The following is an 18,853-nucleotide window of genomic DNA, read 5'->3' as shown; positions in this document are numbered from 1 at the left end:
ATCCCAGGTTGATACTATGGCTTTGGCCACAGATCTCTGGATCAGGCCGCAACGCCTTCATTCGCAGGCATTAAGATCCTGATCTTGTTGTTCTTCTGTACACTGATTACAATCGCTGCCATTTCTGCTTTTTGTATGGAGTTCTGATGAATAAAAGTCTTTTAACCAATCTGTTGTCTTTGATTGTGATGGTTGCCGGCTGGTTTTTCGCTTTGCCATGGTTATGGGCTATCGGCTTGTTTGCCTTTTCCGGTGCTGTGACCAACTGGCTGGCTATTCATATGTTGTTTGAAAAAGTGCCCTTGTTATACGGTTCAGGCGTGATACCGGCTCGTTTTTCTGAATTCAAACAAGGGATTTATGATCTGATCATGGGGCAGTTTTTCAGCAAAGAAAATCTGCAGCGTTTGCTTGCCGAGCAACATGAGCAAGACGCAGTCAGCTTAAAACTGGCACCTGTGATTGAAGCCATCGACTTATCACCGGCTTTTGATGCCTTGCTGGAGACAGTTCAAAAATCTTCCTTAGGTGGTATGCTGGCGATGTTTGGCGGCGCTCAGATGCTTGTACCACTGAAAGAGCCTTTTATCGAAAACCTGAGCCGTTCTTTAATTGAATTGGCCGATAGCCCTGAAGTACAGCAGCAAATTAAAAACCAGCTGCATCAGGGCGATACTATTGATCTGTTGCAGCCTAAAATTGCCGCTGTAGTGGAGGGGCGTTTAGCTGAGCTGACGCCTGAAATGGTAAAAGACATAGTGCAACAGATGATCCGTCAGCATTTAGGCTGGTTGGTGGTCTGGGGCGGCGTTTTTGGTGGCCTGATAGGTTTATTAAGCAGTTTTATTCCGGCGATTTGATTAAAACAATAGTAAGGGGCAGAACTGTCTGCCCTTACTATTAAAATGCCAGTTAAGTTAAAAAAATCTCACCCTGTAAATAGAGTTTTGCCTGCCCCGAAACCAGTACTCTTTCACCTGCTAATTCACAGCGCAATACACCGCCTCGTGCCGATGCCTGATAGGCCATTAACTGAGTTTTTCCGAGCTGTTCTGCCCAATAGGGCACTAAACCCGCATGAATGGAACCTGTTACCGGATCTTCATCGCCACCATTGGCTGGCCAGAAATAACGTGAAACAAAGTCGTAATCAGTGCCAGGCGCTGTGGCCACCACATCATAAGGCGCCAATTTTTTCAGTTCATGGCTGTTGGTCGATAGCTGCTTGACCTGCTCTTCATCGGTATAAATCGCAAAATAAGCCTGAGCACTTTGCATTACCAAAGCCGGAGCTATAGATAATCCGGTTATCAAAGCATCTGGTGCTTTGACCGGACTGGCAGGGCGTTTAGGGAAATCCATTTGGATCCAGCCATCAGCCTGTTGGCTCACCACTAAGTCACCCACTTCTAAGGTGCTGAAGCGAAGGGTGGTACTGTTGCTTTGAGCGAACAATACAAAAGCCGCAGCTAAGGTAGCATGACCACAAAAGTCAATTTCAGTGACAGGAGAAAACCAGCGGATCTGGTAATGGTCTTTCGCCAAAGGCAATACAAAGGCGGTTTCAGATAAGTTATTTTCGGTGGCTATTTGCTGCATCAGTTCATCATTAATGGCCTGTTGCAAAGGCACAACAGCAGCATAATTGCCTTTAAATAGCTGATCGGTAAAAGCATCTACCTGATAAATCGGAAGTTTCATCGGTGTCATTCCTCTGTCTAACCTTAAGTCGCTGCATCATAGCTCAGAAATACACAGCAAAAGGACTGAACTTGCTTATAATACCCCAGCATTTTTTTGAGGATTTTTGATGAAAGTAGTAATTTCTGTGGTGATAACAGCTGTGTTGTTTTGCGGCTTTGCTTTTGCGAATGATGTGGATATGGAAAAAACCATGAAGCAAATGGCGCTGAACTTTAAACAAGCCAAAGAAGCGCAGTCAGTGGAGCAGATGAGGCTGGCATTAGCCAGTTTTGAAACTCAATTGCAGCAAGCGCAGCAAGGTAAATTTCAGGCAGACAAAGCAGAGCTGTATCAGCAAGGTTTAAAAGAACTGGCTGTTGAAGTGGACCAGGCTCAACTGTTGTTAGAACAACAGAATTTGGAAGGGGCGAAGCAGCACCTGGTGAAAATAGATGAGCTGCGGAAAAAGTATCATAAACATCGTAAACCCAGCTTCTGGCAACTGATTTTTGGCTAAGCTCTCAAGCTCGATTTTAGAGCTGAACTCAAGTATATTGCACACAATTCAATTGAGTCCGGCTATCTGATGATGACAGAACACGAAGATTATTTAGTATTGGAAAAACAGCTGTGTTTTTCACTCTACAGCGCCAGCCACCGACTGGTGCGCAGTTACCGATTATTGCTGGAGCCTTTGGATTTGACCTATCCGCAGTATCTGGCAATGTTGGTGTTGTGGCAGCAGCCTGAACTCAATGTCAAAGAGTTAGGTGAAAAACTGTATTTGGATTCTGGTACTTTAACGCCCTTGTTAAAACGATTGGAAACTAAGGGGTTAGTTAGCCGAACCCGTAGTCAGCAAGATGAACGTGTGGTGCATATTCGTCTGACTGAACAGGGGCAGTTGTTAAAAGCACAAGCCAGCCATATTCCAAAAACTATTTTTCAGCAATCAGCTATGCCGTTAGAGCAGTTGCAGCAATTAAAACACAGTTGCGATTTGTTATTTCAGCAACTCGAAGCCTTGTAATAACTTTTCGCATCCCCATTTCAATCATCAGATCCTTGCAAAGGGCAGGATGGTTTAAATGAGGCAAAAAGCATGAGTTTATCTTTTTACAGCGCGTCAGTTCCGGTCTTTAAACAGTTCCTCACCAGCTTAAAAGACTTGTTGGTTAAAGCTGAAAAGTTCAGCCAGCAAAAAGATCTGGCCGATGCAGTGTTGCTGCAATCGCGTTTATACCCTGATATGTTTCCGCTGGTACGTCAGGTACAAATTGCCGCTGATTTTGCTAAAAGTGTCTCGGCCCGTTTAGCTGGTGTTGAAGTGCCCGGCTATGAAGATACTGAGCAGACTTTTGCAGAACTGCAGCAACGTCTGGATAAAACTCTGGCTTTTCTTGACACCTTAAGCGCTGAGCAATTTGCCAATGCCGCAGAAAAAGAAATTGTATTGCGTGCTGGTACACCAAAAGAAAAACGTTTTACCGGTACTCAATATTTAGCTCAATACGGTTTGCCTCAGTTTTATTTCCACGTCACTACCAGTTACGCTTTGTTGCGTCACAATGGTGTTGAAGTAGGCAAAAAAGACTATATGGGCCAAATCTAGGTCATGTAGCGGCGGGTACCGTAAGGGCAGAGACAAGCCCAGCCCTTACGGTACCCGCCCGTCTTGCGTTCAAGCTCTACGCAGAGCTATGGTATGAATCCAACATATTGGTGCTTTTAAGTACGACGGAGTTTGAGTTACTCGAAGTGCAAAATGCCATCAATAGCTTGTGTATTGATATTGTGATAATGCTTTAAAATCATCTGCCATTTTTCCGCAATAAACTGCTGTTGACCACTTTGACGATATTTTTCCGCCGCTAATTTCCAGCTTTGCATTAGTTTTTGATCTGTGCCTGATTTAGACATCAGCAGATAAACCTCTGAAGTTCTGAGTTTATACACAGCTTTAATGTCGTCTGCTTGCAAGCCTTCTTCCCATAACAAATGCTGGATCCCCTGGCTTTCGTAAGCAATTAAATCCAGCCGACCCGAACGTAACCTATGGATATTTTGCTTATGGTTGACCGAAGGATGCAGGTTATGAAACTCTTGTTCCAGCAACCATTCTTCTCTGATATCCCCTCGAACCACACCTATGGCTTTAACTTTACGTAACTGATCCAGCGTTTGAATTTGCAAAGGACTTGAACTCATAGCATAGGCTGACCAGGTTTTAACCACCAACTGTCCAATCCAATAAAACTCATTTTCCCTTTTTTCAGTTCGGGAGAAACTGAACAGCAGGACATTAGGTTCAGTGCGGGCAATATGAATAGCGCGGGCTTCAGGCATTATTTCTATTTGAGTTTTGTCATTCAGGATACGCTGAATAGCTTGCACCACCTCGACAGAAAAACCTGTCAGTTGGCCGTGGCTATCCAGATAACTGGCTGGAGGTTCTACTACTGTGATGATCCGCAAGGCCTGGCTTTGCAGAGCAAAGCTGATAAGAAAGAAAAAAATACCCACAATCCATCGCATAGTCTGCGTTCTCTGAGAAAGAAACACTGTACTAGGTATAGTCAGATTTCACAGTGCTGACAACAAAGAGTTGTCATAAGTGATCAAAGACTGACAAGACGCTTTAACTTCGCTGCCGGCAACAAAATAATTAAATTGCCCAGAGCCACAATACAAACCCCAATAAGAGCTGACCAACTCCAGTGGTAATTCTCAAACAGGGTGGAAATGCCTAAAGCAACAATAGGGAACAACACCATGGTGTAGGCAGCTTTAGCGGGGCCTATTCGACCAACTAATGTTAGATAAGCGCCAAAGGCCAGTACTGAGCCGAATAGTGACAGATACAACAGGGACAAATTAAAATTAAGACTGCTATCAAACACCGGCATAATGCCCTGAACTAAGGCCAATATGGCCATCATAATCGCACCGTAGGTCATACCAAACACATTACTCTGAATGACAGGCAACTGCTGTTGCTGGTTTTTGGATGAGAGCATATTGCCAAGTGAGGCTATGTAAGTGCCGGCAATACTCAGCACTAAACCCCACAAGGCAGAACCATTACTTTCCAATCCTGCCAGTTCTGGCCAGAACACAAAAGCTATACCCAAAATTCCCAACAAGGCCCCCAACAGAGTTTTAACTTCAATGGGTCGGCCAAAAAATAAAGCACCGTTGAGTATATTCATCAGCACTATGCTGGAAAACACCACTGCAATAAGGCCACTAGTTAAATCAGAGGTGGCCAGATAAATCAGCAGGTAGTTTAAGCAAAATAAAAACAAACCTTGCAGCGCCATCCAACCATGCTGGCGACGACTAAATTTCAGTGGCAGCTTACGCCACAGACACCAGAACCAGAGCAACAAAGCCGCTAAACCAAAACGATAGGCAATAGACCACACTTCCGGCACATCGCCGAGCTGAAATTTAATAGCGAAAAAGGTTGAGCCCCAAATCAATACTGTGGCCAGATACAAAGTAATGGAATGGGTCAGCATACTGCCTCAGGAAAATCAGAATTTAATCAGCTTGTTTAACAGGTGTTGCCAGTTTTTTCTGGAAATCGCGTTGTACTATGCTCAGGGCTGCCAGTACTGTTTCTGTTGGCAAATCCTGTTGCTCCAGCAACAGGATCAGTTCCACAGCCAGTTGCACCTCAAGGGGCGCATCAGATAAAGCCGGAGTCTTAGTTTTTGTCACGTTGGGTGTCTAAGAAGCCTTTGGCCTTGGCAACAGCTTCACGCACTTTCATCACCATTTCAAAACGTTCCGTCTGAGGCAGGTAAAAGGCCATATCCACTTCATAACGAATGTATTTAGGCGGTAACTGATTCAGTACTATGCAGCATAAATCGGCTAGATATTCGGTGTCGTACTCATCGTCCAGACGTAGCTCAACTAAATGGTCCAACAGAAGCTTTTCATAATAGTTATGGATATCGTCATCTAACTTCATCTGTTACTCCTTGTGTGCCTGGGCTTTATGCCCCTGCCGCTGACTACTTAACTGAGCCTAAGCATAATCAGTTCGGTTATAAAACGCTACCAGCAGATGTTAACTTCTGGTCGTGCTGATAGAATAGCGCGGTCAAAACAACAGGCTCTGGCCTAAGATTAAAAAAATGCAAAAGAATACAACCCCTTGTTACTACGGTGACTACCTGCAACTAGACAAAATTTTAACTGCTCAGGCACCTGAAAGTGCAAAGTATGCCAATGAAGCTCATGATGAAACCTTGTTTATTGTGGTGCATCAGGTCTATGAATTATGGTTTAAGCAAGTGCTGCATGAGCTAAAAGCTGTGCTTGGCGTTTTTGCTGCTGACGAAGTCAAAGATCAGCAATTAACAGGTGTGGTGCATAAGCTTAAGCGGGTCATTACCATTCAGCAATTGATGAACCAGCAAATTGGTGTGATGGAAACCATGACACCTCAGGATTTTATGTCCTTCCGCGACTACTTAGTGCCAGCTTCAGGTTTTCAAAGCGTGCAGTTTAAGATGCTGGAAATTGGGCTGGGTTTAAAAAGTGAATACCGCATCGATTTTGATAAAAACTCCTTTTACAGCCGGTTAAACGAAAAAGATCGGATCTTTTTAGAAGGCCTTGAAACTCAGCCAAGTTTGTTTGAGCAAGTGGAAAAGTGGCTGGAACGTATGCCATTTTTACAATTTGGCGATTTCAGCTTCTGGCAGATGTACCAAAGCGCGACAGAAAAAATGCTGAATGAAGATGAAAGCACAGTGTTGGCTATTGAACAAATTGCTGAACATGAACGCGAAATGCAGCTAAAAGAAATCATCAACACCAGAGCTAAGTTTGCCGCTTTGCTGGATAAAGACAAATACGCAGAACTGCAGCAACAAGGCAGCTTCCGCTTAAGTCAGCGCGCTATGCTGGCCGCTTTGTTTATTACCTTGTATCAGGAAGAGCCTGTGTTTAACCTGCCATTTCAGGTATTAACCTGCCTGACTGAAATTGATGAAAATATGACGATTTGGCGCTACAAACACGCCATGATGGTCCAGCGTATGCTGGGGACTAAAATTGGTACAGGCGGTTCTTCAGGTCATGATTATTTAAAACGTACCACAGAGAAAAACCGTATTTTTACCGATTTATTCCATATGGCTACGTTCTTACTGCCAAAATCGGATCTACCTGAACTGCCTTTGGTAGTGCGTAAACAGCTGGGATTTTATTTCGCTGGCGCGCAGCAGGTTTAAATTGGGGCGGGTGAAGGGCGGGGACAAGCCCTGCCCCTACAGTACCCGCCCGTCTTTCAATTCAGGTACTAAGGGCATGAAACCAGCGGTTTGTATTTGGTAACGACAAACCGCTGATTTTAAAGGCTGCATAAAACAGCTGCAGATGAATTTGAGTCAAAGCCTCAAGGTCACGTTGATAACCTCCACCAATCACAGCGGCAACCGGAATTCCGCGTTTGTGACATTCGTTGAGTACATACCAATCCCGCTCTGCCACTCCAGCTGTGCTGATATGCAAAAGCCCTAAATCATCCTGCTGATGAATATCGATACCCGCATCATAAATCACTAAATCCGGCTGATTGATGCGCAATAAATAATCCAGACTTTGTGTTACTGCTGCCAGATACTCTTCGTCTGAGCAGGCTGTAGGCAAACCTAAATCCCAGCTGGACTGTTGTTTACGGGATGGAAAATTCTTTTCGCCATGTAAAGAGGCGGTAATGATAGCTTGCTCATTTGCAAAAATTGCGGCGGTGCCATCGCCCTGATGCACATCACAATCAAAAATCAGCACTTTATCCACGCCCTGTGTTAAGGCGTAGCGCGCGGCCACTGCTAAATCATTAAATAAGCAAAAACCACTGCCTTCACCAGCAAAAGCGTGGTGATAACCGCCACTTAAATGCAAAGCTAAACCTTGCTGCAAAGCAAGCTGAACCGTCTGCACTGTGCCACCTACAGAGGTTAAAGAGCGGGTCACTAATTGTTCAGACCAGGGAAAACCTATACGGCGCATAGCTTTACTATCGAGCTGACCGCAAATTAGCTGTTCGGCGTATCGGGGGGCATGAACGGATAGCAGCTGTTCAGTAGTGGCGATTTGAGATGAAGTGAACTGCTCAGCAGGTACACCCAGTTCTAACAAGGCTTGATACAAAGCCTGATATTTACCTATGGGGTAACGGTGTTTAAAAGGTAGTTCCAGTTGGCTATAAATCGGGTGATAAATCAGCCCCGGCGGTTTTGTTCGGACCACTGAATTTCTACCTCTAATTCACTTAAAGCTTTACGACAACGACCTAGCCGGGCATGTATGGCCAATACTCTGTCGGCGCTGGTGTCCGCTGAACCACTGGACAACTGACGTTGTTCCAGTTCCAGCATATCGAGCAAACGCCTTTCAAAGCCTTGATATTCAGAGAGCTGTTGATACAACTCCTGAGTAGTGCGGCGTAACTGCCCAACCATAGCCTGAGCTTGTTCTGACGCATTAGGTGAAGTAGGGCGTTTTTTGCCTTTGCCTGGTAGATAACGTAAGTCTTTGGTTTGAAAAGCCCGGCTTAAGGCTTGAATTTGGGCGCTGAGTTTAGCCGCCAAAGCCTGGGCTGAACTGGTGCGCTGCTCTGTGCTTGCTTTCAGGCGCTTGAGCATAGCTTCGGCTTCCAGCACATAGTCGGTTAAAAAAGGCGAGTGGGATTGAAACAAGTCGCTGTCAAACCAGGCCTTTTGTTGCCAGCTGCTTTGTTTACCATCTATCACTTTGGCTTGTTGTGTCAGCTGTTTGAGTTGTTGCTCCAAAGCAGCTAATAAATCTTTCATCCATTGCTCCAGGCTTGCCATAACAAGCGGGCGGTAATAGCTAAGACCATAGTTAAAAATATTGGACGAATAAACTTACTGCCAAAACGAATGGCTGAACGGGCACCAAAATAAGAACCGAGCATTAAACAGGCGCCCATGGCTAAGCCCAAAGCCCAATAAATATGGCCTAGCCAAGCAAAGGTGACTAATGCAAATACATTACTGACACAGTTCATTGAACGCGCCACGCCGCTGGTCAATAGCAGATTGATTTTATACAGTGCCATAGTCGACACCATCCAAAAGGAGCCTGTGCCAGGGCCTGCTAAACCATCATAAAAACCCAAAGTAAAACCCTGAGCTCTTTGCTGCCAGAAATGTTGAGGAGTTTGTTCCGGCAGGGTCAATTGATCGTCTGGCTGCATTTTTACCACCAGGCTATATAAAGCTGCGATGACAATAAAAAACGGAATAATACGTTCCAGCCATTCTTTGCTGATTAAATCCACTACTAAAGTGCCGCAAATTGCGCCAATGGCAGTGAATATCAGTGCTGTGCGCCAAAATGCAGGATCAAAAAGTTTGCGTCTGTAATACGTAACTGAAGCCGTGATGGAACCAAAAGTCGCAGCCAGTTTATTGGTGCCTAATACCAGATGAGGCGGTAAACCTGCTGTTAGTAAAGCTGGGACTGTCAATAAACCTCCGCCTCCGGCCACAGCATCAATAAAACCTGCGACTAAAGCGACAGCGCATAAAGCGGCCACTACCCAGAGTTCTAAACCTAATTCCATTTTTACTCTTCAATAGTTTGTGAAAAAGGGGGCAAAGCTTTTAGCATGGCTTTGCCGTAAGTTTTGGTCACTAAGCGTCTGTCTAAAATGACGACTCGGCCATGATCCATCTCTTGGCGCAGCAGTCTACCACAGGCCTGCACCAGTTTTCGTGCTGTAGCTGGTACTGTCATTTGCAAAAATGGATTGCCGCCGCGTTTGGTAATAGCTTCAGATAAAGCTTCTTCTAAAGGAGAAGAGGGCACAGCAAAAGGTAATTTGGTGATCACCAGGTTCGTCAGCAAAGCACCGGGCAAATCCAAACCTTCAGAAAAACTTTGAGTGCCACATAAAATACTGCCTTCGCCTGCTTTTACTTTCAGGGCATGAAGTTCCAGCAACGACTGACGGGATGCTTCGCCTTGCACTAAAAAAGACCAGCCTTTAGCTCGCAAAGCTTCTACGACTTTTTGCATTTGCCAATACGAAGCAAATAGCAGCAGGTTACCGGCTTTTTTATCCAGGTATTTTGGTAATTTATCGATCAATTCGTCAGTAAAGGCATCACTGCTGGGGTCGGTTTGCATTTTGGGCAACAATAAACTGGCTTTGTTTTGATAATCAAAAGGTGAATCAACTTTGAGTGTTTGCAAGCCTTGGTGCTGGGAAAGCCCCAACTCCTGTTTGATATAGTCAAAACTATTCAGCGTGGTTAAGGTGGCAGAACATAAAACTGTGGCAAAAGCCTGACTGAATAATAAGTCGTCCAGTAAAAAGCTCACTGACAAAGGGCTGGCATAAGCGCTGCTTAGTTGATGCTCTTTTTGATCAATAGTAACCCAGCGCGCCTGATTCACGTGTTTTTGCTGTGGGACTGAATACAAGCGCCAGAGCTCTGACTGTTGCTCAAATCTGTGTTCTATTGCTGTGAGTTCAAACTGCAGTGGCAACACCAGTTTGGTTGCTACTTTGTGTTCTGTAGTGGCTTCAGATAAAAATTGTTGTAATTTTTCTACACAAGATAAAGCTTTACCACTTAACTCTGCCAGTTGATCGGCGTTGGAGGAAAAAGCTTCCGGCAATACCGCATCGGCAAACCGATAATGTGGCTCTTTGGCAAACCAATGGTGCTGATTCAGCTCAATCTGATGTTGCACAGGTTTGAGCTGTTTTAAAAAGTCGCTCGCCAGCTCATCCAGTTTTAATACTTCGGTCATAGCGCCATGCTGTGGTAATACACCGGCCAGCTGCTGGGTGGTCTTTTTTAATTTTTCCAGATACTGGGCCGGGAAACTCAAAGGTGCATGGGCTGAAAAGAAATCACGACCACTGTCGGGTAAGTGATGGGCTTCATCTATGACATAAATACAGTCAGCGGGTTCTGGCAATATTTGTGAACCTGCATCTAAATCAGCTAGTAACAAAGCATGATTGACCACCAATACAGTGCTGCCCTCTATTTCTGCACGAGCTAAATGAAAAGGGCATTGATGATGCACTGGGTTGGCTTTGCTGCAATGCGCAGGATCAGAAGCTATAGCATACCAATGTTCATCTGCAATAGGCTCTTTTAAACTGTCTCTATCACCCAGCCACTGACGCTGCTGCCAGTTGCTAAGTAACTGCTGTAATAAAGGCGCTGGCGCTGTGCTTTGAAATAATGGTAATAAATCAGGTTGCTGCAATTGCTGGCGGATTTTTTCGACACAGGCATAACGCTGCCTGCCTTTGACTAAACAGAATTCAAATTTCAGACCGCTGTATTTCAGGAAGAAGGGCAAATCTTTTTGCACCAATTGCTCTTGTAAGGCCACTGTTGCTGTTGCTATTACCAGTGTTTTTTTCTGTTTTAACGCAAAAGGGATGGCCGCCATTAAATAAGCCAGAGATTTACCAGTACCAGTTCCAGCTTCCACCAGCAAGGTTCTGTCGTAGCTGTGATAACTGCCTGCCAATGTATTGGCAATTTCAGCCACCATTTTATTCTGACCAGGGCGGGCTTGGTAATTCGTCAGATTGCTTTTTAGCTGCTGATGAATTTCACGGATTTGGTTTTTTAAAGCATCAGTAAGCATTAAAACATCTGGATAAAAAAACAGGTGTTCATGATAAGTCAGCCTTTAGTCCAGCGCAATATCGATATTACCTCTAAAAAAACACACTTTAGGCTGCGAATAAATGAAAAAAATTAACTTATATATTGTGGAGTTATGTTTACAGAATCAGGCAAAGAATTTAGAAGGTATACTGGATTGGTTATAAAGTGTGCTAAAAAAGGTTTTTTTGTAGCCTGAATAGGGATGAATCTACTAAAAACATCGGTTAATTTGCGCGTTAAGGCTTTAAGCAGCTTGGTTTGACGGAGACGTTGACAACACTCAGTGAAATTTGTTCCGTAAAAGCTGTTGACCGTGTTGAAAAATTGCGTTTATTATCGAGACGTTGTTTTCGGGGTCCTCCTCGAATTCGAAAAGTCCGGAGTTCCAGTCGCCGTAAAGGTTGGTCATCGTAAAAATATAGAATCACTAAATAGTGGTCCAGGGAGAAAAACATGTTTACAAATAATAAATTATCAAAAGCAGTGCGTTTAGCAGTAGCTTTTGGTGCAGCATCTACTGCAGCATTTACTGGTGCAGTTTTTGCTCAAGAAGCTGAAGAAGCAAAAAACGTAGAGCGTATTGAAGTTACAGGTTCTCGTTTACAGCGTACCGACATTGAAGGTGCTTTGCCTGTTACAGTAATTAGCCGTGAAGAACTGAGCGTAAGTGGTGACATTTCTGTTTCAGATTACTTACGTGACACTAACTTCAACTCTTTCGGCTCTTATCAGTCCACCTCTGGTAGCAGCTTTGGTGGTGCTTCTACGGTCAGTTTACGTGGTCTGGGTCAAGGTCGTACTCTGATCCTGATCGACGGCCGTCGTGCTCCTACGTCACCATTGACTGGTAGCGGCCAGGACTTAAACTCTATTCCAATGGCAGCGGTAGAGCGTATCGAAGTTCTGTCTGATGGTGCATCAGCAGTATATGGTTCTGATGCTATCGGTGGTGTAATCAACATCATTACCCGTAAAGATTTCGAAGGTGCAGAATTCACTTACGGTGTGGGCCGTCCTACTCAGGCTGGTGGCGATACTGAAGAGATGAGTTTTGTTATCGGTACTGCTACGGATAAAAGCCGTATGCTGTTCGGTGCATCAATGAATAACCGTGATGTAATCTTTACCCGTGACCGTGATTATTGGTATCAGTCGCCAGGTCTGTCTACTTACTCGAATAACTTTGGTGTAAAACAGCCTACTGGTCACGCAACCTCACTTGGTAATGGAAACCGTTTAAAGCACCCAACCAACGGTGCGGCAGTACCTGGTCTGTGTACTAATGGCGATGACAGTGATCTGTTTTATACGACTGGTAGCACAGCTGATAACACAACTTGTCAGTACAACCACTCTGCCACTTCAGCACAGCTAACCGCTCTGAAAAATACGTCTTTGTTTGGTCGTAGTTCTTATCAGATCAATGATGACTGGTCACTGTACTTCAATGGCGACATGACCAAGGTAAAAAGTTTTGGTCGTTTTGCTGCATTACCTTCTTCTCCTTGGGTAGGCGGTGCAATCTCTCTGTTACCAGGTACGCCTAACCACCCTGGTACTGCTCCGGAAGATGGCGGTTTAAACCCGTTCTATGATTCTTACTATGCCTCATTTGCGGATCAGGAACTGTCGCTGTATCACCGTTTTGCGGCTCTTGGTCCACGTGACAACACCGTTGAAAACACCACACTGAGCTTTTCTGGTGGTTTTGAGGGTACAATTGGCGAAGTTACAGTAGATATGGGTGCGCGCTATGTTGAAGGTCGTGCACTGAATCTGGGACAAAACTATGTAGTAGGTGGCTTGGCTCAGGCACCAATTACCAGCGGTAGATACAATATTTATGACCCGTTCGCTGGCAATGCAAGCGCACTGGGTATGACAGCTACAACCAACCGCGACATGTTCTCTGTGGTTAAAGAGTTTTACGCCAATGCATCTTTTGATGTATTTGACTTGCCGGCCGGTACAGTGGCTGCTGCGGTAGGTGCTGAGTACCGTGAAGAGCGATTCCAGGATAAATATGACTTGCTGTCAGCAGCTGGTCAGGTAGCTGGTTCTTCAGGTGCTTCTTCTGCTGGCGCACGTGATTTAACCTCGCTGTTTGGTGAAATGTTATTCCCGGTACTTGAGACTTTAGATGTTGAAATCGCAGGTCGTTTTGATAAATACAGCGACTATGGTAGTGATTTTTCACCAAAAATTGCTGCCCGTTGGAAACCAATTGATGACCTGTTAGTTCGTGCTTCATATGGTGAAGGTTTCCGTGCACCAACACTGAAAGACTTGACCAGCGAACCGGCATTCGGTGCAGCCTTTACCAATGACCCAGCGACTTGTATCGCACTGACTGGCGCGCTTTGTACTTCTTCTGTGCAAATCACGACCTACAGCATGGGTAACGTGAATCTGCAGTCAGAGCAATCCAAACAGTACAGTCTGGGCATTGTGTGGAACACCACTGAATGGCTGAACATGAGTGTGGATTACTACAACATTGAGATTGATGGTGCCATCAGTACAACCGGTTTGGCTACAGTAGTCGATTGTTTACGTGGTACCGAATCTGTTTGTCCTCCTGGCCTGACTCAGTTCCCGAATGGCACACCAATCCCTAACCAGTCATTAGGTTTAGGTGCGATGTTTGAAGGTAACAACGTCAATGGTGCTATCACAGGCGCGCAATTGGGTTCTGTTAACCTGGGTGTTGTAAACACCAGTGGTTTCGACTTCACTGCTCAAACCAAGTTCGATTTGGGCTGGGGCCGCTTGAATAACAACTTTAGCGTCAGCTATGTTGAAGAGTACTCTGCAAACGATGGTCCAAATGCAGTAGGTGAAGATGGTCGTCCTGAATTACGTGCTTCGTTAACCAACGGTTTGGCAGTGGGTGATTTCGACGTGAACTGGAATATCAACTTGATTGATAGCATGGACGACGTCAATGGTACTGTTCCATACCACATCCCAAGCTGGGTGACTCATAACATCCAGGTCACTTACAACACTCCATGGGATGCAAAACTTTCGTTTGGTATGAACAACCTGACAGACAAAGATCCTGCGGATGCAGCGCTGTTCTCTACCTCTTACAACTCTGAGCTGTACAGCCCATGGGGCCGTGTACCTTACGTTCGTTACACTCAACGTTTCTGATAAACGCTTGTAGTTAAAACGTAAGCGAAAAAACCAATGCCAGTCAGATTATCTGACTGGCATTTTTTTTACTCTAAATCATAAGCTGAGTTTTTGAACAACTATAGTTTGATGGGTTAAAAAATGTTTTTGCTTTTCCCCACAGCTAAAGATTATTTTTAGCTTTAAAAGTGACATAATTGATAATAATATTGAGATACCAAAACTTATAATGTTAAAGGAGTGTAACTTTGTTTTTACTACGTATCTGGATTTTTAGCTGTGCTGTATTGTTTAGCACAACAGCTATTGCAACTATTCCTACCAGCCATTTTTTTGAGCATGCCAAGGTTCGCAACATGAAACTGTCGCCTGATGGTTCTCAGGTCGCCTTTAGCTATGAACATGGTACTGAAGTAAGATTGGCGATTATGCAGGTAGCCAGCAAAAAAATTAAAAGTAGCTTTAACTTTGGTGAAAACAAGCATGTGCTGGCTTTTCATTGGGCTAATAATGAAAGAGTCTTGATGGAAGTCGCTGAAGTGACCGGTAATCTGGTCAGTAAAGAAGGTGTAAGAGTTGATCTTTACGCCGCGAATGCTGACGGTAGCCGCCGTAACTTGATTTTTGAAATGGGAATGTCTGGCTACACCATATTGCATTTATTACCCGACCAACCGGAACGCATACTGATTGGCAAGTTTCATTGGGCAGAGGACAAGGGCATGCGTGCCTTTACATTGGACATTTACAAAGGGAAGGATGCATTTTTGGGTGATCAGCCGCCAGGTGTTGTTGCCAGTCTGATGGCCGACAATAGTGGCACCTTGCGCATGGGCGTTGAGTTTATCGAAGGAAAGACGTTTGACGATAACAAAACCGTATTGCATATCAAAGATGAAGGCAAATGGCAGCGTCTGGAGTTGCCGGTCAAAAGGGCTAACCCGGTCGTTCAGCCTTTAGGTTTTACTGCAGATAACAACACAGCTTATTTTGTCTCAAACTTTGACATGCCTGAGGGCGATCGCCAAGGGTTGTTTGCTTACAATTTTAAGACTAAATCACTGGAGTTGGTTGGCCGTCACGAATATTCTGACATCAGTGGCCGTTCACTGGGTCATGATGGTGAGTTACTAGCGATCGACTATGGTACCAGTATCACTGAACATGCTTTTATTAACCAGCGTCATCCGGATGCCTTATTATTAGCGGGTTTGAAAAACGCCTTTGCCGGACAGAAAGTAACTATTACTTCTTTTGACAGCAAAGGGCAGCAAGCTTTATTCCATGTCAGTAGTGATCGCAACCCAGGCGAATTTTATCTGTACGATCTGGAAAATAAACAAGCCCGTTATCTCGCTTCCGTCAGTGCTAATCTGAAAAGTGAACAATTGGTGGCTATGAAGCAGGTAAGTTTTAAGGCTCGGGATGGCAAGGAAATTCGTGGTTTCCTGACGACTCCAGCGAATGCGGATAAAAAAGTCCCGCTGATTGTGAATGTTCATGGTGGTCCTTTTGGTGTCTACGACACTTGGGGTTTTAACCCTGAAGCGCAGTTTTTCGCCAGTCGCGGTTATGCAACCTTGCAAATAAACTTCCGTGGTTCAGGTGGTTATGGTGACGACTTTACGCGTGCTGGCCGATTGCAGTGGGGTAAGTCTATGCAGGACGATGTTACCGATGGTACTCGCTGGGCCATAGAACAGGGCATTACTGATCCTGATCGCATTTGTATCTATGGTGGTAGTTATGGCGGTTATGCTGCACTGTGGGGAGTGATCAAAGAACCTGACTTGTATAAGTGCACTGTTGGATATGTCGGCGTATACGATATGCCACTATTTTTTGATGGTGATGGTTCTGATGCTAGCAACAGCCGTAATATCGAGCAATTTATAACATCACATGTCGGAACGGGAGAGGACTATATGCGTTCAATTTCTCCTGTGCATCATGTTGACAAAATCAAAGCAAATATCTTTATTGTGCATGGTTCTAAAGATGTGCGTGTGCCATTAGTACATGCGAACAACCTTAGAAAAGCCCTGGACAAAATTGGTAAGCCTTACGAATGGATGGTAAAAGAAGAAGGCCATGGCTTCTATAAAGTAGAAAACAGGGTTGAGCTTTACAACAAGATGCTGGCGTTTTTTGATAAAAACATAGGTAATGCATCTCAGGTGAATAAGAAGTAGTAACAGATACAGCAGCCACGCCTGTGGTGTGGTTGCTGCACCTTCAATCGTCATGTCCTGTAATAACTCTCTTGCTGTGCATCAGAAAATTAAATAATGTGCGGTACTCTGAAATTTTCTCTCTGCTATGCTGGTCTACTTAACGCAACTTATTGCAACTACAAGGAACATCGACATGAAAACGAATAAAACTACTGCTGTTGCCGTCAGCGCTTTAGTATTGGGTTCTCTATCTACTTTAAGCTTAAGCGCTAATGCGAATCCATTTTCAGCTGAACAGCTGAATGCTGGTTATCAGTTAGCCTCAGCTGAAGCTTCTTGTGGTGCTGATAAAGCCAAAGACAAAGAAGCCAAGTGCGGCGAAGATAAAGCCAAAGCGAAAGACAAAGAAGCTAAATGTGGTGAAGGCAAATGCGGCGGCGATAAAAAAGATGCCAAAGATAAAGAAAAGACCAAAGAAGCTAAATGTGGTGAAGGCAAATGCGGTGGTGCTGTATAACATCGAAGAATGTCAGCCTGTGATCGCAGGCTGACAGCTTTCAGGAGAGCTTATGTCGGATGTCCTTTTGGGTTTAAAAGCTGCAGAAGTCGGTTTGGGCTTACGTCGTGAAATGCTCAATTCTGTGTTGCAACAGCCTCAAACCGACATCGACTTTTTTGAAGTAGCGCCGGAAAACTGGCTGCCTTATGGTGGCGCCTACCAGAAAAAATTCCGTCAGTTAACTGAGCGGTATCGTTTTATTTGCCATGGTTTGTCGTTGTCTTTAGGCAGTCCTGATCCTTTGGATCTGGATTTTGTTCGCCAAATCAAAGCGTTTTTAAAAGAACATCAAATCAAACTTTACAGCGAACATTTAAGTTATTGCTCTGCTGCAGGGCATTTGTATGATTTGCTGCCTATTCCTTTTACTGAAGAAGCCGCAGTTTATGTCGCAGAGCGTATTCGTCTGGTGCAGGATATTCTTGAACAGCCTTTAGTCATCGAAAACGTCTCTTATTATGCGGCGCCTGGGCAGGAGTTGACTGAACTTGAGTTTACTAATGCAGTGCTGGAGTTAGCCGACTGCAAGCTGCTATTAGATGTGAATAATATTTACGTCAATTCAGTCAATCATGGCTATGATGCGCTGGCTTTTTTAAAAGGCCTGCCGACACAGCGTATTGCTTATGGTCATGTGGCCGGACATTACCGCCAGCATGACAGCTTGCTGATTGATACTCATGGCGCTGATGTGTCTGATCCGGTTTGGGCTTTATTGTCCGAAGCTTATTTGCATCACGGCCTGTTTCCGACATTGCTGGAAAGGGATTTTAATATTCCGGACCTGCAACAACTGCAACTGGAGCTGGCACAGATCCGCCGCCTGCAACCAGCCCAAAATACTAAGTTAAGGGCCTGATATGAAGTTTCAACAGCTTCAGCAGCAGTTTGTTTCTTATCTGCGCGAGCCGGATAAAAACGAAAGGCCTGTGGATATAGAACAGGAACGTCTGGATGTGTATCGGGAGTTGTTGTTTAACAATGTTTCAGGTTTTGTTTGCGCAGCTTTTCCTGTGCTGAAATCTTTGTACTCAGATCAGGCGTGGCTACTGCGTTTACAGCTGTTTTTTGCCGGCTATCGCTGCGAAAATCCATTCTTTTTATCCATAGCCCAGAGTTTTTTAGATTTTTTACAGCACCAGTATCAACTGCAGCCCGATGACCCTGTGTTTATGCTGGAATTGGCGCATTATGAATGGCTGGAATTAGAGCTGGCAACCCGCAAAGCTGAACCTGGACGTCCCATATGCGATCTAAAACAGCAGGCACTGCAGTTGTCCGATTTGGCATCAGTTCAGGCCTATCAATACCCAGTGCATAAAATTTGTCTTGAGTTTCAGCCAACAGAAACCGAAGCTAGTTTTTTACTTATTCATCGTAACTCTGATGACGAAGTAAAATTTATCGCGTTAAACCAGCTGACCACTTTATTGCTGCAAGTGCTGGGGCAGCAGCCGGGTTTGACTCTGGCTGAACTGGTGAGTCAATTATCACCTTACGTGCCACAATTAGACCCAGCTCAATTATTGTCAGGAGCAGAAACAATACTGCGTGATTTTGCAGAGAAAGGCATAGTGCACGCTTTTCAAGCTGACTAAAATTCATTACCATGG

19 protein-coding genes are annotated in these 18,853 nt (G+C 44.6%); 10 read left to right on the top strand and 9 right to left on the bottom strand.

What is annotated here, in order from left to right:
- Positions 1 to 146: 146 nt before the first annotated feature.
- Positions 147 to 860, top strand: coding sequence for a DUF445 domain-containing protein (locus LSG37_RS12165; RefSeq protein WP_233080125.1), 714 nt, complete (start codon positions 147 to 149; stop codon positions 858 to 860).
- 52 nt (positions 861 to 912) lie between these two features.
- Here LSG37_RS12165 and LSG37_RS12160 read toward each other — a convergent pair whose 3' ends face one another.
- Positions 913 to 1,701: a PhzF family phenazine biosynthesis protein gene (locus LSG37_RS12160; RefSeq protein ID WP_233080124.1), complete on the bottom strand. Its 789-nt coding sequence runs from the start codon at positions 1,699 to 1,701 to the stop codon at positions 913 to 915.
- Between the two features lie 109 nt (positions 1,702 to 1,810).
- Here LSG37_RS12160 and LSG37_RS12155 point away from each other — a divergent pair, with 109 nt between their 5' ends.
- The 3 genes from LSG37_RS12155 (at position 1,811) to LSG37_RS12145 (ending at position 3,295) form a co-directional block, all read left to right on the top strand.
- The gene (locus tag LSG37_RS12155) at positions 1,811 to 2,200 is read left to right on the top strand and encodes a cytochrome b562 (protein ID WP_233080123.1); all 390 of its coding nucleotides are present in this window, start codon (positions 1,811 to 1,813) and stop codon (positions 2,198 to 2,200) included.
- 69 nt (positions 2,201 to 2,269) lie between these two features.
- Positions 2,270 to 2,713 (top strand): MarR family winged helix-turn-helix transcriptional regulator, encoded by a 444-nt coding sequence (locus LSG37_RS12150; RefSeq protein ID WP_233080122.1) that lies wholly within the window; start codon positions 2,270 to 2,272, stop codon positions 2,711 to 2,713.
- A 72-nt stretch (positions 2,714 to 2,785) separates the two neighbouring features.
- Positions 2,786 to 3,295: a DUF1993 domain-containing protein gene (locus tag LSG37_RS12145; protein ID WP_233080121.1), complete on the top strand. Its 510-nt coding sequence runs from the start codon at positions 2,786 to 2,788 to the stop codon at positions 3,293 to 3,295.
- A gap of 137 nt (positions 3,296 to 3,432) precedes the next feature.
- Here LSG37_RS12145 and LSG37_RS12140 read toward each other — a convergent pair whose 3' ends face one another.
- From LSG37_RS12140 to LSG37_RS12125, 4 genes are all read right to left on the bottom strand, one after another.
- A complete protein-coding gene (locus tag LSG37_RS12140; protein WP_233080120.1) occupies positions 3,433 to 4,218 on the bottom strand; it encodes a substrate-binding periplasmic protein in 786 nt (261 codons plus the stop codon).
- Between the two features lie 83 nt (positions 4,219 to 4,301).
- Positions 4,302 to 5,204, bottom strand: coding sequence for a DMT family transporter (locus LSG37_RS12135; RefSeq protein ID WP_233080119.1), 903 nt, complete (start codon positions 5,202 to 5,204; stop codon positions 4,302 to 4,304).
- Positions 5,205 to 5,226: 22 nt separating this feature from the next.
- The gene (locus LSG37_RS12130; protein WP_233080118.1) at positions 5,227 to 5,406 is read right to left on the bottom strand and encodes a DUF2496 domain-containing protein; all 180 of its coding nucleotides are present in this window, start codon (positions 5,404 to 5,406) and stop codon (positions 5,227 to 5,229) included.
- Positions 5,393 to 5,662: a late competence development ComFB family protein gene (locus tag LSG37_RS12125; RefSeq protein WP_233080117.1), complete on the bottom strand. Its 270-nt coding sequence runs from the start codon at positions 5,660 to 5,662 to the stop codon at positions 5,393 to 5,395. Before LSG37_RS12125 ends, LSG37_RS12130 begins: the two co-directional genes overlap by 14 nt.
- Before the next feature lie 166 nt (positions 5,663 to 5,828).
- On the opposite strand from LSG37_RS12125, the gene LSG37_RS12120 reads away from it, so the two are divergent.
- A complete protein-coding gene (locus tag LSG37_RS12120) occupies positions 5,829 to 6,932 on the top strand; it encodes a tryptophan 2,3-dioxygenase family protein (protein WP_233080116.1) in 1,104 nt (367 codons plus the stop codon).
- A 61-nt stretch (positions 6,933 to 6,993) separates the two neighbouring features.
- Here LSG37_RS12120 and LSG37_RS12115 read toward each other — a convergent pair whose 3' ends face one another.
- From LSG37_RS12115 to dinG, 4 genes are read right to left on the bottom strand one after another with little or no spacing between them, the layout of a single operon-like run.
- A complete protein-coding gene (locus LSG37_RS12115; RefSeq protein WP_233080115.1) occupies positions 6,994 to 7,953 on the bottom strand; it encodes a histone deacetylase family protein in 960 nt (319 codons plus the stop codon).
- Positions 7,926 to 8,516 (bottom strand): primosomal replication protein PriC, encoded by a 591-nt coding sequence (gene priC / locus LSG37_RS12110; protein WP_233080114.1) that lies wholly within the window; start codon positions 8,514 to 8,516, stop codon positions 7,926 to 7,928. The genes LSG37_RS12115 and priC overlap by 28 nt, the downstream gene beginning before the upstream one ends.
- Positions 8,513 to 9,292: a sulfite exporter TauE/SafE family protein gene (locus LSG37_RS12105; protein ID WP_233080113.1), complete on the bottom strand. Its 780-nt coding sequence runs from the start codon at positions 9,290 to 9,292 to the stop codon at positions 8,513 to 8,515. Before LSG37_RS12105 ends, priC begins: the two co-directional genes overlap by 4 nt.
- Positions 9,293 to 9,294: 2 nt before the next feature.
- Positions 9,295 to 11,346 (bottom strand): ATP-dependent DNA helicase DinG, encoded by a 2,052-nt coding sequence (gene dinG / locus LSG37_RS12100; protein WP_233080112.1) that lies wholly within the window; start codon positions 11,344 to 11,346, stop codon positions 9,295 to 9,297.
- 476 nt (positions 11,347 to 11,822) lie between these two features.
- Between dinG and LSG37_RS12095 the strand changes: the two genes are divergently transcribed.
- The 5 genes from LSG37_RS12095 (at position 11,823) to LSG37_RS12075 (ending at position 18,838) form a co-directional block, all read left to right on the top strand.
- Positions 11,823 to 14,525 carry a TonB-dependent receptor gene (locus tag LSG37_RS12095; RefSeq protein WP_233080111.1) on the top strand — a complete coding sequence of 901 codons (2,703 nt, stop codon included), beginning with the start codon at positions 11,823 to 11,825 and terminating at the stop codon, positions 14,523 to 14,525.
- Between the two features lie 230 nt (positions 14,526 to 14,755).
- On the top strand, positions 14,756 to 16,699 hold the full coding sequence (locus LSG37_RS12090) for an alpha/beta hydrolase family protein (RefSeq protein WP_233080110.1): 1,944 nt from the start codon (positions 14,756 to 14,758) through the stop codon (positions 16,697 to 16,699).
- A 175-nt stretch (positions 16,700 to 16,874) separates the two neighbouring features.
- Complete coding sequence (locus LSG37_RS12085) at positions 16,875 to 17,198, top strand: HvfA family oxazolone/thioamide-modified RiPP metallophore (RefSeq protein ID WP_233080109.1); 324 nt, start codon at positions 16,875 to 16,877, stop codon at positions 17,196 to 17,198.
- Positions 17,199 to 17,250: 52 nt separating this feature from the next.
- The gene (locus LSG37_RS12080) at positions 17,251 to 18,099 is read left to right on the top strand and encodes an HvfB family MNIO-type RiPP peptide maturase (protein WP_233080108.1); all 849 of its coding nucleotides are present in this window, start codon (positions 17,251 to 17,253) and stop codon (positions 18,097 to 18,099) included.
- Between the two features lies 1 nt (position 18,100).
- Positions 18,101 to 18,838, top strand: coding sequence for an HvfC family RiPP maturation protein (locus LSG37_RS12075; protein WP_233080107.1), 738 nt, complete (start codon positions 18,101 to 18,103; stop codon positions 18,836 to 18,838).
- Positions 18,839 to 18,853 lie beyond the last annotated feature (15 nt).

The sequence above is a fragment of the Rheinheimera soli genome, from assembly GCF_021290985.1.
GTDB classification, from domain to species: domain Bacteria; phylum Pseudomonadota; class Gammaproteobacteria; order Enterobacterales; family Alteromonadaceae; genus Pararheinheimera; species Pararheinheimera soli.
Note: the sequence above shows the minus strand (reverse complement) of the source record. Positions and strands in the feature narration are given on the sequence as shown.